This is a genomic window from Saprospiraceae bacterium (assembly GCA_016713025.1).
Taxonomy (GTDB): domain Bacteria; phylum Bacteroidota; class Bacteroidia; order Chitinophagales; family Saprospiraceae; genus OLB9.
Genome location: JADJPZ010000003.1, coordinates 51333 through 67182, shown reverse-complemented (window position 1 = coordinate 67182; position 15850 = coordinate 51333). Strand labels below are relative to the sequence as shown.

Genomic DNA, 15850 nt, shown 5'->3' with positions numbered 1-15850 from the left:
AGGTAAAACTATTTGTACGTATTGAAAATAAATTGGGAAAATTGTATTTTTTGATCTTCATACTATTATACCCTACAGAAAATGATTTGCAAAATTTAAAAATCACAATTATTTGAAAATTAATGACTTGTGATTTAAGTTTTTCGCACAATATTTTCTGTCTAGTATAATATAGTCACATAACCAACTTATTGAATGATTTTATGTTACACTACTTTTGTTTTGCCCCTAAATCTTAAAAAATAAGTATTTTGATTGACGATCATTAGTAACTGATTCTATCGAAATTTTCTTATTCATATTATAATTGTTTTTCATATTTAATTTATGCTCTATTAACACATCTATCCCTTGAAACGCAGCGAAATCATCCTGGTCACACTTTTGGCATTATTGAATTTTACCCATATACTGGATTTTATGATTATGATGCCTTTGGGCAATATTCTGATGCCCAAATGGTCACTGACGACATCTCAGTTTGCAGTGATAGTTTCAAGTTATTCTTTGGCTGCTTTTGTCAGTAGTTTCGGAGCAATATTTTTTGCTGATAAATTTGATCGCAAAAAACTATTGTTATTTGCTTATGCAGGTTTTTTAATAGGCACTTTTGGTTGTGTTTTTGCCACCGACTATCTGACGATGATTATGGCGCGTATCGTTACCGGAATTTTTGGTGGTCTTATCGGTGCACAGGTGTTGAGTATCATCGGGGACATTGTTCCTTATGAAAGGAGAGGTCAGGCGATGGGTATGCTGATGGGAGGTTTTGCGTTGGCTTCTGTAGTGGGTGTACCTTTCGGACTTTTTCTTGCCAACAGTTACGACTGGTATTTTCCATTTATAGTTGTGGCGGTTGTTGGAAGTTTTTTATTGCCGTTTTTGCTCAGATATGTTCCCAATGTTAATGAACATCTATCTCATCCTGTGGCACTCAGGCAGCGAATCACCAATTTTTTCCTGATATTCAAAAACGAAACGCAACTGACCGCACTTGCTTTCAGCATGCTGATGATAATGGGACATTTTATCATTATCCCACTCATCAATCCTTTTATGGTGTACAATGTAGGAGTGCCTCAGGAATATACTCCTTTGATATATTTATGCGGAGGACTCAGTGCTTTGGTCAGTGCACAGATAGCCGGTAAGCTTGCTGACAGATTTGGTAAAAGGCAAGTATTTGTTGCGTCAGCCCTTATATCCACAGGATTTATATTGTTCATCACTCACATGCCGGCAATGCCGCTTTTTGTAGTTTTGATCACATTTTCACTTTGGTTTAGCACTGCTACAGGAAGGACGGTACCTGGTCAGGCGATGACCACACAGGCAGTTACTACACAGTCAAGAGGAAGTTTTATGAGTCTCAATTCCTGTGTCCAGTCTTTAGGTTCGGGCTTTGCGACACTGACCAGTGGTTGGATCACATACAGCGATGAGAAGTATGCTATTCACAATTACAATATCCTGGGATATATCAGTATTATCTTAGTGTTGATGTGCGTCGGGATGGCCTACAGGCTGGACAGGTTGATTTTAAAACATTTTGATCAATGACACACCCATAGCAGGAATAATTATTTTCCTATTTTTTTGACCATCTCAGGTGTGACTATCTCTTTTATTTTATTTCCCCAGGAATTGTTGATATAATTCATTACATCTGCCACTTCTTCATCGGATAATCCCAAGTCAGTCATAGTACCATTATATTCTACGCCATTGACTTTTATTTTGCCGCTTTGACCATATTTGATGCCTTTGATACTTTCCTTTTGATTGTTTCGCAGATAATCGGAACCAGCTAATGGCGGAAATATTTTGATAGTGCCTTCTCCATTGACTTTATGACAAACTACACAGAAGTCAGTATAGATTTCTTTTCCTCGTTCTATGCTTTCGGCCAATTTGGGGTTCTGAACATCAGACAACGTACCTGCTAAACCTAAGGTAAAAATCAATGAGACAACGACTATTTTCATTTTGATGGTACTATTTTGATGATACCTTTATTTTCGACACCTGCATAAATGAAGCCGTCCGGACCCATTTTCACATTTCTGACCCTGCCCATATCGGGGATGAGTTTTTCACGATATGCCACTTTACCATTTTTGATTTCGAGCCTTTCCAGATACTGAAATCTCAATGACCCTATCAGCAGATTGCCTTTCCAACCAGGATATTTATTCGAATTGATGAATGCCATACCACTTGGTGCGATAGACGGAATGTAATAATAGAGCGGCTGTTCCATGCCTTCCATTTCTTTTTTTTCAGTGATGATCGAATTGTCATAGTTGATACCATAAGTGATGGTAGGCCAACCATAATTTTTACCTTTGGCGATGATATTGATTTCATCACCACCCTGAGGACCATGTTCATGTGTCCATATCTGACGGGTTTCAGGATGGATGACCATACCTTGCTGATTTCTGTGGCCATAACTCCATATGGCTTTTTTAGCATTTTCGTTGTTGTAAAATGGATTGTCTGCCGGTATGGTTCCATCATCTTTCAGGCGATATACTTTCCCACCGTCTTTGGTGATGTCCTGAGGATTGACAAAATGTTCGCCTCGATCTCCGATAGTGAAATACACGTATCCGGCATCATCAAAAACTATCCTGCTGCCAAAGTGGTGACCTCTGCCGGTATTGGGTGAGCCTTTATATAACAATTCTTTTTCAGTGAGGGAGCCATCTATAAGTTTTGCCCTCATCAGGGCAGTATTTGAACCCTTTTCTTCACCATCAGGCGAAGAGTATGTAAAATAAATCCAGCCATTTTTTTTGTATTGCGGGTGAAGTTCTATGTCCAAAAATCCGCCCTGTCCCCGTGCTACAACTTCAGGACAATTGCTTATTTCAGTCTTCTTCCCATCTTTAAAATGGATGAGTTTACCTTTGATTTCGGTGATCAGCATACTACCGTCAGGAAGCCATGTCATACCCCAGGGAATCGAAAGCTCCGGCACTACCAATTCAGTCTTGTAATTGATTTTTTCCTGTGTTACTATGGTTTTGTCTTCACCCTGGCCAAAAAAACAAGATGAATACATCAACAGAATTACAAAAATGCAAAATCTCATTTTAAGATGTTTTAATAATTTATTCATTTAAAATGCTTTATCATGCGATTTAGTTTTGAATTGATGTACTTTTTTAAAAATTTAAATTAACCCAAATCTGAAAAAAATTGAAAGATACTTTTATGCTTTGATCAATGATTTGCTTACTTAAAGTTACCTTTGCTACAGTATTGTATAATGCAAAAAAAAACATTGAATATGAGCCACGAAATTAAAAAATCAGCCAAGACAGATTTGTATGAACACCATGATTATTACGCTATCGATGAGTTACTAAGTGAAGATCATTTATTAGCTCGGGATGCAGTCAGGGATTGGGTAAAACAGGAAGTCAGCCCGATCATAGAAGATTATGCCAATAGGGCCGCCTGTCCTGCTCACTTATTCAAAGGATTGGCAGATGTGGGTGCATTCGGACCATCACTCCCTGCTGAATATGGTGGTGGCGGTATGGACGAGATAGCCTATGGCATCATCATGCAGGAACTCGAACGTGGAGATTCAGGAATACGTTCTATGGCCTCTGTACAAGGGTCTTTGGTGATGTATCCCATCTATAAGTATGGTAACGAAGAGCAAAGGAAAAAATACCTTCCTAAGCTTGGAAGTGGAGAGTTTATAGGATGTTTTGGCCTTACAGAACCCGATCATGGGTCCAATCCTTCAGGAATGGTGACCAATATAGTGGATGACGGTGATGCATATATACTCAATGGTGCAAAGATGTGGATTACCAATTCTCCGGTTGCCGATATCGCGGTGGTGTGGGCAAAAGACAAGGAAGGCATCATCAGAGGACTGATAGTAGAAAAGGATATGAAAGGTTTTTCGGCACCTGAGATTCATGGCAAATGGTCTCTTCGTGCGTCAGTCACTGGCGAACTGGTCTTTGAAGATGTACGTGTTCCCAAAGCCAATCTACTACCTAATGTATCAGGTCTGAAAGGCCCGCTCGGATGTCTGTCAAAAGCAAGATATGGCATCGCCTGGGGAGCTATCGGTGCGGCATTGGATTGCTATGACTCTGCCTTAAGATACAGTAAAGAAAGAGATCAATTTGGTAAAAATTAGGTCAGTTTCAGCTCACTCAAAAAAAACTTGCTGAGATGATCACAGAAATCACCAAAGCACAATTACTGGCATGGCGGCTGGGCACACTGGCCAATGACGGTAAAGCCACTCCTGCACAGATATCGATGGCAAAACGAAACAATGTCAATATGGCACTCGAGATAGCAAGAGAAGCGCGACAAATCCACGGTGGTATGGGCATCACCGGCGAATATCCTATCATGCGCCACATGATGAATCTGGAGTCTGTAGTGACTTACGAAGGCACACATGATATCCATCTGCTCATCACGGGCATGGATGTGACGGGATTTAATGCTTTTGGGTAACTGAAAACCCATCGACCACTAAGCCGACGTAGGAGGACTGGTGAGCGATACGGGTAAAACTGTACTACATATAAATAGGGTGCATTTCATTTTTTTCGCCCTTTGCTCGATTTCTTATCAAGTTTCGTTTGTTCGTCGTAGCTTACAGCTACGATGCAATATAGGAAGATATCTTGCCTGAATCGCAAAATAATAAAATGGTGATTTTTAATATGAAGCGAAAATAGGAAATACACCCTATAAATATTACATTTTCATGCTTTGATTGAAATCAGAATATTGAATAAAGCGCATCACAGATATCGATGGCAAAACGAAACAATGTCAATATGGCACTCGAGATAGCAAGAGAAGCGCGACAAATCCACGGTGGTATGGGCATCACCGGCGAATATCCAATCATGCGCCACATGATGAATCTGGAGTCTGTAGTGACTTACGAAGGCACACATGATATCCATCTGCTCATCACAGGTATGGATGTGACAGGGTTTAATGCTTTTGGATAGGTGAAAACCCTTCGACCACTAAGCCGACGTAGGAGGACTGGTGAGCGATACGGACAAAACTGTACTACATATAAATATTGCATTTTCATGCTTTGATTGAAATCAGAATATTGAATAAAGCGCATCTCAGCGAGAGATGATGGCGTCCGAAATAGTATCATTTATATCTGACACAAACCCTGATGGTCGAAGTTTGTAACTTCGATCCCATACATCAAGCATTTGCAATGCGTTGATTGTAATTAACAGCACATTGCAGCATATACATGTGATGCGCTAATTCTTGAATATTAAGAGACGAGAATCAAAAAAAATATTTAAAGTACATTTTTATAACACATTGATTTCGTATATATATATATATATATTGTAAAAATATATGTAAAATAATAAAAAATTGACATTTGAATAAAATATATTAAGTATATTTGTGTAACTTTACTTAGAATACTGTAAAAGATAGAAAACTGTGAGAATTTAAAATCCTAAGTATTGTATATCTGCACCCGTTGAGAGAATTAAGTTTGGAATAAGTATAGGATAAATGCGTCTGCATTCGTCTTATTACAGTGTTATTGTTGGTCACATCATATATAAATATTGTGACCGTGTAGTAAATTGGCTTTAAAGAGAAGCCGATTATTATCTTGCATTTTTTCAACGGGATGCAAAAATATGTTAGAATGTACGGAAATACCTTAAAAAATGCGCTAAAAGTAGTGTATTTCTACATAGCTAAAAGGAAGCCCCCGGAGTATCTGATATGTAGACACAAGCTCAACAAATAGCGGACAAAATCAAGAGAAAGACGCTATGAGTTACAATGTAGAAGACAAAAGGCAGTAATCCTATTAGTTTTACAAAGTTCTTAGTGAAAAGACAAAGAGTAAGGGAGGTTTTAAAAACTCATTTTCGCAAAACAAAAATAGAAAAAGATTCAATAGGACTTTCCAAAATAAAGAAGAGCCTGCTATGTATGCCCTAGTAGGGGCTGCAGACTCTCCGTAGTATCGTCGAGGATACAAAGTGCAAATATAACGGCTTTCTTTATTATAGGTTTGTTTTTTTCATTTTTTCAAACCATAATATGTTTATGGAGGTGGATTTATTTCCCGAACACCACCTTGACAGAAAGAAAGTAGGGAGTAATTTTTGAAAATATTTATTAACAAATTTAAAATTTTAAAAAAATGAGAAAGTTTATAATTAGTATAATAGTATTTTTCTTTCTGATGCTAAATTCTATCCAAAAGGTTTTTTCTCAAGAATATACTCCAAAACAATGCTATGGAATTGTTTATCGTGCTTTAACTGAAATGGAAAAACCATTGAATGTTAAAACTAAAGAAACAAAAAACACAAATTTAAATAATATTTTTCAGAAATATAAGGTAAAAAAAATTATTCAGCATAGACCAGATGGTAAATCTAAAAGAGTTAAAGACTTATTTAGAATAGAATTATCTGATAATAACGAATATTCAACATTGTTTGAAAAATTAAGACTATGTCCTTTTATAGATGAAGTCACATTGATTTGTGATGAAATTTCTTTAGAAACGCTTGTGGAAAGTAAATCAAACAAGCAAATCAATGAATGTCACTTAACCAATGAAGATATGAATAGTTGTAATAATCCAATTGGTTATAATGATCCTTTACTACAAGGTGGTGGTGATTGGTATTTGACAGGAATGAATGTTCCCTGTGCATGGATGATTACACAAGGAAGTCCATCAATTACTGTGGCTGTAGTAGATCAATTTTTTAACAATTCTCATTCTGACTTATTAGGAAAATTTACAAGCATAAAAGGGAATTGTAATCCTATATTTGTTGGATGTGGTCATGGGTTTATGGTTGCCGGAGCAGTTTCAGCCATTATAAATAATAATATATGTTCTGCTGGAACTGGAAATCTTACAAAAGTTGCAGGGTATTGTGTGGCTTCAGACTGTACGTCAGGAAATCCTAATTCTGGAATTTGGCAAGCATACCAAGATGGGCATAAGATAATAAGTATTAGTTATTCTGGTACAGGATTAACAACATCAGAAGCACAGGAAATGGTTGACAATGGAGTCACTCTATTAGTTACCGCCTTCGGAGATAATAATTCAAACATTAGACAAATAAATGGTGTCATATATGTTGGACAAGCAGATATAAATAGAAATTATATTGAATATGGTCCTCTAGGCGATACATTCTCACCAAATATGGACATTTTTGCTTTGTGCGTCAATGTGCCAAGACTACAAGCACACAATACTTGCGCAGTTGGCTCAGGCAATACTTCATTCGGTGCGCCTTCTGTCGCTGGTATTGTAGCTTTAATGAAGGCGGTAAATCCATGTCTATCACCGCAAGATATCGAACATATTATAAAAACAACTCATTCAGGTCTACCTAATAATGCTTCCCATTATAATGGACTAATAACCAACGGAATAATTGATGCTTATGCTGCTGTACAAATGGCACAAAACTATCAAGGAACAAATGTCTATATAAGCCAAAATACTACTTATAACACAGATAAAGTAATCTCAGGAAATTTAATAATTCAAGCTGGGGCTGAATTGACAATAAACTCCAATGCAATAATAAAGTTTAATCCTAATTCCAGAATATTGGTAAAAAGAGGTGCAAAACTTGTTTTAAATACGGCTACACTAACTGTAAATTGTGGTGATAAATGGCAAGGTATTGATTTAGAAGGAAACCCCAATGTAGGACAAGCTGCATCGCCGTTTATTATGCCTTCATCAAATCAAGCAGGAACAATTGTACTTATAAATGGTGCAACAATAAGCAATGCATATGAAGGAATAGAAATGTTAAATAATGATTACCCGTGGCCAGAATTCCAAAATTATTGGGGGGGATTAGTTTATGCAAATAATGCTAATTTTATAAATTGTAGAAGAGCTTGTGCTTTTATGAGGAATATTGGAGTTGAAAGAAGTCAATTTCTGAATTGCAATTTTTTTACAGAAAATGATTGTGTTACAATTTGGGATGCTGATGGGATTATTTTTAATGGCAACAATTTTAATAATTACACGAGAACCGGAATAACAGCATATGATGCAAATGTCTCGGTCGAAAACAATAATGTATTTAACGGTAATACTACATCAAAGAGTGTCTCCTTAATTCAAACAATTGTATCAACAAATGCCTCAGAGATAAATAATAATATTTTTAATGGAGGGTTATATGGGATTCATTCTGAAGCAAGTAATAACATTGGTTTAATAAAAATTATTAGTAATACCTTCAATAATTTGTATTATGGCACTTACCAATCAGGTTCAACTAGATCTGAAATCTTCGAAAATTTCTTTAATTTCAACACCATTGGCTCATTAAATTTGGCTACAGGTTCGGGTGAAAATAGACTTTATAGAAATAAATACTCATCCGGTGAAATAGGTCAGTATTTTGAAGCGAGTAACGAAAATTTATCATTTACAGAGAACTGTCATATTTCTCCATCAAACCATGATGTGGTGTTTTATGCTCCTCCAGGCTATCCTGGTAGTGTAAGAGCAACGCAAGAGTTAGATTTTAATACCGAAGCAGGCAATGTTTTTGCAAAAACTGGTGGAATAGCTTCATTTAATCGCATCTATCATCAGTGGGGCGCACCTTGGTCTATTTTTACCTATAAAATTAAAATAAACATTTCCCCAACAAGTACAAAAGTGCCTTCCGGAACGTTTGGAATATGTAATTTATCTTATGATAAACCTCAAGCGTCTCTATTCTGTGAAGGTGGTGGTTTTCGCCCCTTATCAAATGTCAATGAATTTATTTTTGGTAATGTAGAAGAATTGCCTTACAACAAACTGAAAGAGTTAAAAAGTCAAATTGAAACTTTAAATCAAGAAATTTCTGCCAAAACTAAAGTGTCCGACCCTAATAAAATGAATGTACTTAATACACTAAACACAGATCTATTACAAAAGAAGGATTAATATAATACTTTAAGGAGAACGGAGATTTTCAAACAAAATACAAAGGAATTAAAAGAAAAAATGGAATCTTTTATTGTAGAATCAGAATCAGACTTTGATGTAGCTATTGATTATTTTAGTGCGTTGGTCAACAAAAGCGAATATCACACAGCGAATAAATTTTTGGATAAGATACATACTAAATCCGAAAAGGAAGCAGGTTTTGTTCAAGCACAGAAAATTAATTTGGAATGGCTGGAAAATCCAAAAGATTATAAACTTACTCCTGGTAAAAAAGCCTTATTAATTAAATTTGGACAACAACTGCACCCAATTTCTGGCTATGCCAGAGGCATTTATACCAAAATAACTGGTGAATATATTGAACATTCACATCCATTGCCTGATAAGGGTGTAGAATCAAGGTCCGAATCAAAAGCTGACATTTCCGAAGAAATTACGTTATATCCAAATCCATCTGATACCAAATTAAGGATATCTCTATTGACTGGAACAACAGATCATAAAATAATGATTATATCAGCAGAAGGTATTTTGATAAAAGAGGCATTAGTAGGTTCTAATACTCATTACTATGAAATGGATATTTCGGATCTGAAACCGGGTATTTATACTATTCAAACATCCGGAAGCAATAAACCACAGGTAAAAAAATTTGTAAAATTATAGTGTTATATTATATGTTTTTAAAAAAATCAAAAATAGCTTTGATTGGGGTATATGCCCCAATCATGTTTATTAAAATTTAAACCAATGAAAATATCTCTTCCTGTTTTTCTATTAGTAGCTATCTCCCTTGATGTAGGCGGTCAGGTAAACTTTAATATTATTGATAGTATAGTAAACTCCAGTTATGTTCAAAGTTTGGCATTTCAAAACAACTATGTTAGGACTTTAATTAATACTCCTATATACCTGGAAATCCAAGACATAAGCATGGAAGGTGCCATAATACGTAAAAAAAAGATTTTAGATTTTAATCTGCGAGGCGGTACAAAAGTATTATTAATTAGTGATAATAAAAAGACTACTTATATCGCAGGCTATCAAAATGATAGACCGGCCTTAGCTATCTTGGATGAATATATGGAAAATATATCCTATATTACATTTGAAGTAGATACTGGGTTGCTTGGGGTGCAAATTCTGTGGTCGAAATTGGTGATGAAATTATCATAGGTGGAAATATGCATATTGGATATAAATATAACCATGAATACTGGATACCATTCATAGCATGGTACAATAAAATAACAGGGGTAAAAACCATCAGGCTTCTATGGGACGAGAATACCACAGGTCATCTATTTAACATTTACGTGCAGAAAGACAAAAACAACCAACTTATAGTGCAATACCTACGACAATATCACAACCCAAATTTTTCAATTTGGGCTAAAGGTTATAATGGATTTATTAAATACAATCATCAAAAAAAGGAAATTTGGAGATGGGAAGACACAGAACTGTCCGGATTAGGTCTTATTCCCAACTCTGTGATTGATAAAAACAACAAGATATACTTTGCAAAAGTTCACCGCCCTATTGGCGAGGGTTACCCAGATAATTTTAATTCAGTATCTATAGTAAACGATGAAGGTAAATTAGAAAATAAAATTCAGATAAAAACGCCAATAGACCTGCCACTTATAGATAGTAGTAATCCATGTAGATTATATATAGAAGGAGATGTTATATATGCTTTTAGTACAGTTAGTGTTGTGGACTCTATAGCAGCACTGCATAATGCAGCTTTCTTATCTGCTTTTGATATTTCAGGGAATCAAAAGTGGTATAGGACTTTTAGAAATTTTCTAGGCGATGGATTGATAAATAAATATTTTAATAAGCCTGCTACCTTTCATGGATTTGCAGGTACTTTAGGAATAAAGGATGGGAATATTTTTTTAGGCAGTGGATTAGTGCAGACTACATATGAGCCTTTTGTTTACTATTATTATTTATTAAAATTGGACAGCATCGGCTGTTTCGATGACAATACTTGCAATGATTTTGTCATAACTAAAACTAACTCTGATTTGCGTTTCTATGATCAACCTACCATGCAGCACAAAATATTTTATTACTCATGCATTTCACCGGTTGGCAGTCAAATGTCTACTGAGCTTACTTTTAAGGGAGATTCTAGTTTATTTGCTATTGGCAAAGGAAATTTTTTTTATAGATCAATCCATTATCGTGATGAAAAAAATCAAACCTTCAAAGATCGGAGAGCTGTGAGATGGGATGAACGAGGCCAGGTGTATTACGCTCAGGTTGACTCAGTTACACACCTAAAAGAATGGAGGTATGAAAAATTATTGTATGATTTTGCTCTAAAAGAAAATGATAAGTTTGTACTTCCTGAAAATCTTGGCTTAGCTTTTGTAAAACAAGTGGACTCTATACAATTTTCAAATGGACATTTCAAAAAAAGATTAATACTGAAATTTGAAAATGCTGAATTGGATAAAAAGTTTGGTAAAATGATATGGGTTGAAGGAATTGGGGCGATAAATTTTGGTTTTTTATATCAGGACGACCTTAAAAGTGGTACAATCCAAACATTGACATGTTACCATGACAGAGGCATTTTGAAGTACAAGCATCCACTGAGTCAGGAATGTTTATTATCTACACTTAAATTTGAAAGAATAGTTAGTCAGACTAAAATATATCCAAATCCGACATCTGATTTACTGAACATTGATTTTGGAGATGCAAATATTTATCCTATTTATTATACTATATTTAATATTTTGGGTGAAGAAGTGTACCAAGGAAATGTGGTTAGCGAACCAACTATCAAAATTGATGTTAGTGGATGGAAATCAGGGCCTTACATTATTGTATTTGAATATGAAAACGGTTATAGAATAGGTAATAAGTGGGTGAAATTTTCATTTTGAACATAAATATACAAAAATAATTGATCATCAAATAAATTGTTATAATGGACAAAAAGTAGTCTGTTTTTTTCTGAATTTTGAACAAATTTGATTGTTACCTTTTACCTTTGTAATGTCTATTGAAGTGGAATTAGGTTCTGATGGGGAGAAACTTGTCAGGGATAAAATAGATGTTCGACGAAAAATGTCACTACGATGGGTTAAGATATATTGTCTTAGCCCATCGATATTTTTTAGAGAACTTTAACCCTTCTGAAGGCAGATAAATGTAACTTCGATCCAATACATCAAGCATTTGCAATGCGTTGATTGTAAGCAAAGTACTAAAAATAGCGCATCGCAGGTTCTACATGTGGTGCACTATTTTTCTTTGCCATGTGCTTTTCGGTTGATACTGTTGTTATCGTTGTCATTTTGATTATGTTATAGCAACTTATATTGAGTCACAGAATCTTAAGATATTGGTTCGCAGATGCAATCTGCGACCATCGGAGAACTGGTGTCATATCTATCTGAAACAAATCATACTCTAAAGTGATTCCGGTCATAACTTAAAGGAGATATTTCCTTTTACCTTTGCATTACCAATAAATCATAATGATCAATATGATGAGATTACTGTTTAGCGAATGAATATGACTTTGATGTGTATGCATAATAATGATTTACTTTTTAAGTTATATTGTGTTATCAAAAATAGTAATTTTATGCACCAAAATGATGATGGATAAAAATATATTAAATAAAATATTGTTTCAAATTTTATTTGATCCTCATATGCATATTTCAGTCCAAAGTATGATTTAAAATAAAAAACGACAAAAATGAAACAACAAAGATTAAATTTAGCAAAGTTGATTAAGGTATTCGTTATCTTTTTCTAACTCCCTATGTCGCTTTAGGGCAGGAAGTAAGTCATAAGGTCTATTTCCAGTTGTTGGGAGTAGAAACTACCAATGTTTCAGAAGTACCTGTGACAGAGAATACTAAGTTTTATAATCTTGGGTATGGACTGTCAATCAATAAATTTTCCTTTACCAGATAATGAACACCTTAATTGTAGTGATTATGAAGCTGCTGATGGAACTTTGACTCAAGAAGGATATGACATTTATTGTCTTGATTCTTATGAATTAAATAATTATCTTGATGTATTAGAATCAAATTGCCTTCAAATAGCAACTAATGAAAATAAAGATGTGGTTGATTTTACTAGTTGGCAAGGCTCTCTACTTGTACATCCATTTAGAAAAGAGAGATGGTTGGGAACCTTGACCATAGGAGATATAATATGGAGATATCAATATCCTGATCCTTTACCTGGTACTTAATAAAATGTTAATTATTGGTAAATCCCGCCCTTTTAAAATGAAATAAATATTCTCAATTAATAACATGATAGGCATGAAAAACTTTCTAAAAATTGTCTTCTTTCTTTTGGCACTACTTATGGAGGGGCTTTCGCAAGTAGATTATTTGTGGGAAAAGATACAAAATGATGGAAATTATTCTATTTATAAAGGCGGGATTGAATTGATGGATCAGAGATTATTATTCATATCATATCAATCCAAAACGGAAAGTAGGATAGAAATATTAAGTAAAGAAGGTTTCTTATTAAAACAAAAGAACTTCAGTTTTAGCTCATTGGAGCATCAATTGCTGAGAGTATTTTATTTGCCATCTAAGGAACGCTTACTTCTTTTAGGATCAGCTGCACCTAATATTTTTACATTGACAGAAATGGATCTTAACCTAAATATTACATTTGCCAAACATGACACTTTGCATGATAGCCAACATCTGGCTCTACTGGACGGGATATTAGAAAAAGAAAGACTACTGATGGTAGGAAACGCATGGAACGGATTTCATAATGAATCAGAAAACTCCAAAATATGGTTCTTTAATATTGATTTGTTGACTTACAATATTGATGCACAATTGGTAAATTTAAAGGAAAGAAGTTACTTCGGCCATTGCTATTCCATAGTCAAAGATATTGCACGAGATGGTTATATTTGTCTCAGTGGTTTTTTACACAGATTGGATCAAAATTTTAGACATTTGGGATACAGTAAAAAAGACAACTATATTACAATGGACAATCAGGTTAAAATCATAAAATGGAAAGAAAATTCATATTTAGTAGGGTCCTCTATAGGCGCAGGCTTTAGTGATACCTACTTAAGAGATTACAATGTATTATTTCAGGAATTTGATACTGCCTTCGTTAGAATAAGAGCTAATGGCTTAAAGCAAGCTAGCGTTTTTGGATTTCCCAATTCCGTATTTGATTACGTAGAGAGAAATAGATTATTTATAGGTGGAGGGGATGATGTATTTTTTAGAAAAAACAGAGGATTCTATGTTTTGCAATTTGATTCTTTATTGAACAAACAGTGGGAAGTTTATTTTACTCAGGATCCGCGATACAGATATACACCTACTGGCATTTTGGCTACCAGTGACGGAGGAGTGATTGTATATGGGGCTAGATTTGATATTTTGAGTGATAAAATATTCAGAAACCACTTGATAAAATTTGATGGCAACGGCACTGTCTCCTGGACAGATGACCAGGATAAAATGAGTACTATAGCCATCAAATTTTTTTCAAATCCTTCTACTTCCGGATATTTGCATGTAGAAATAACCGGATCTGATACAGATGTAGAAATGCGAATATTTAATACCGTAGGTAAGAATGTTTATGTCGAAAGTGATTTGGCAAACGGCAGCCATCAGTTTGATTTACAATACCTGACATCAGGGACATATGTCATTAAAATTTATAAAGATGGCAAAGAATTTTTTTCGAAGCTCTGGGTGAGATTATGACTCCTAAATTTTTTTAATGTTATTGGTCATATCCATCCTGATGGTCGAAGTTTGTAACTTCGATCCCATACATCAAGCATTTGCAATGCGTTGATTGTAAGCAAAGTACTAAAAATAGCACATCGCAGGTTCTACTTGTGATGCGCTATTTTTCTTTGCCATGTGCTTTTTGGTTCCTTACTTTTGCTAACTTTGTATGTTGATTATTTTGTAATCTCTTATGAATCTCAGGTAAGTAAAAAACATGATAGCAGATGCCATCTGCGACCATTGGAGATTTTTGATATGTTAATTCAATGTTCTTTTAGTATGACCTGATACTACCTGAAATCCCTGAAGAAATATTGGTTTTTTCTGGATCTCCCTTGTACTTAATGCTTCCACCTGAACTGGCATCTGCATTGAGTTTTTTACTTGCGTACAATGATATACTTGCACCTGACGAAACATCTGCGATAGCGTCTGAAGCCAGCAGGCTGGCAGCATCAATCCTTGCACCTGATGAAGCATCATAGTTGACAGATTTGGCACTTCCAGAGACAGCAACTTTTGATCCTGATGAAGCATCCACACTCAAATCAGTACTTTTGATCACTACACTGCAACTCGCTCCTGAAGAAGACTCTATATCCATATTGTCCGTTACAATTTCTGATTCAGATTTTACACTGGAGCCCGCAGCACAATCTATACTATTAAGGTTTTGGTAATGTACAGTCACTTTGGCTTTGGTATTGGAGCTATTCCAAAATCCAACCTGCGGCTTAATTTTTACAAAGAGTTCATTGCCTTTGACTTCGATATACAGGTCATCTTCATCGCCTTTCAGAATGGTGTAATCAGCTTTGGATACACTGCTCTTGACCAACTCGACCTGCACACTACCACTCGTCGAGATCGATGTAAATGAAGGAAGTGATTTACTTTGGGCCATAGCCTGTCCACATACAAAAATGGAGAAAGTGAAAATAAAAAGTCTTGTCATCATTGGATACAATTTTTAATAAAGGGTTAATTAATATTTTATTGAGTTCTACTGCGATGTTAATGAAAGTTTTAGCTGATGAAGTTGGGAGGATTCACAAAAAGGCAAAATATCTTCCCGCAACCC

10 protein-coding genes and 2 pseudogenes are annotated in these 15850 nt (G+C 35.1%); 9 read left to right on the top strand and 3 right to left on the bottom strand.

Annotated elements, in window-relative coordinates; translation table 11 throughout:
- The first annotated feature begins 351 nt into the window (after positions 1–351).
- Positions 352–1560 carry an MFS transporter gene (locus IPK35_03380; protein MBK8052329.1) on the top strand — a complete coding sequence of 403 codons (1209 nt, stop codon included), beginning with the start codon at positions 352–354 and terminating at the stop codon, positions 1558–1560.
- Between the two features lie 20 nt (positions 1561–1580).
- On the opposite strand, the gene IPK35_03375 is transcribed toward IPK35_03380, so the two are convergent.
- Positions 1581–1985: a cytochrome c gene (locus IPK35_03375; protein ID MBK8052328.1), complete on the bottom strand. Its 405-nt coding sequence runs from the start codon at positions 1983–1985 to the stop codon at positions 1581–1583.
- Positions 1982–3124 (bottom strand): PQQ-dependent sugar dehydrogenase, encoded by a 1143-nt coding sequence (locus tag IPK35_03370; GenBank protein ID MBK8052327.1) that lies wholly within the window; start codon positions 3122–3124, stop codon positions 1982–1984. Before IPK35_03370 ends, IPK35_03375 begins: the two co-directional genes overlap by 4 nt.
- Before the next feature lie 150 nt (positions 3125–3274).
- Here IPK35_03370 and IPK35_03365 point away from each other — a divergent pair.
- From IPK35_03365 to IPK35_03330, 8 genes and pseudogenes are all read left to right on the top strand, one after another.
- Positions 3275–4497, top strand: a pseudogene (locus tag IPK35_03365) (acyl-CoA dehydrogenase family protein).
- Between the two features lie 293 nt (positions 4498–4790).
- A pseudogene (locus tag IPK35_03360) lies at positions 4791–5006 on the top strand (acyl-CoA dehydrogenase).
- A gap of 1190 nt (positions 5007–6196) precedes the next feature.
- Positions 6197–8989: a S8 family serine peptidase gene (locus IPK35_03355; protein ID MBK8052326.1), complete on the top strand. Its 2793-nt coding sequence runs from the start codon at positions 6197–6199 to the stop codon at positions 8987–8989.
- A 60-nt stretch (positions 8990–9049) separates the two neighbouring features.
- Complete coding sequence (locus IPK35_03350; GenBank protein ID MBK8052325.1) at positions 9050–9658, top strand: T9SS type A sorting domain-containing protein; 609 nt, start codon at positions 9050–9052, stop codon at positions 9656–9658.
- 84 nt (positions 9659–9742) lie between these two features.
- On the top strand, positions 9743–10168 hold the full coding sequence (locus IPK35_03345) for a hypothetical protein (protein MBK8052324.1): 426 nt from the start codon (positions 9743–9745) through the stop codon (positions 10166–10168).
- A gap of 8 nt (positions 10169–10176) precedes the next feature.
- On the top strand, positions 10177–11898 hold the full coding sequence (locus tag IPK35_03340) for a T9SS type A sorting domain-containing protein (protein MBK8052323.1): 1722 nt from the start codon (positions 10177–10179) through the stop codon (positions 11896–11898).
- A 1007-nt stretch (positions 11899–12905) separates the two neighbouring features.
- A complete protein-coding gene (locus IPK35_03335; protein MBK8052322.1) occupies positions 12906–13229 on the top strand; it encodes a hypothetical protein in 324 nt (107 codons plus the stop codon).
- Between the two features lie 73 nt (positions 13230–13302).
- Positions 13303–14739 (top strand): T9SS type A sorting domain-containing protein, encoded by a 1437-nt coding sequence (locus tag IPK35_03330; protein ID MBK8052321.1) that lies wholly within the window; start codon positions 13303–13305, stop codon positions 14737–14739.
- 304 nt (positions 14740–15043) lie between these two features.
- Here the strand turns inward: IPK35_03330 and IPK35_03325 are convergent, their stop codons facing one another.
- Positions 15044–15727: a DUF2807 domain-containing protein gene (locus IPK35_03325; protein ID MBK8052320.1), complete on the bottom strand. Its 684-nt coding sequence runs from the start codon at positions 15725–15727 to the stop codon at positions 15044–15046.
- Positions 15728–15850 lie beyond the last annotated feature (123 nt).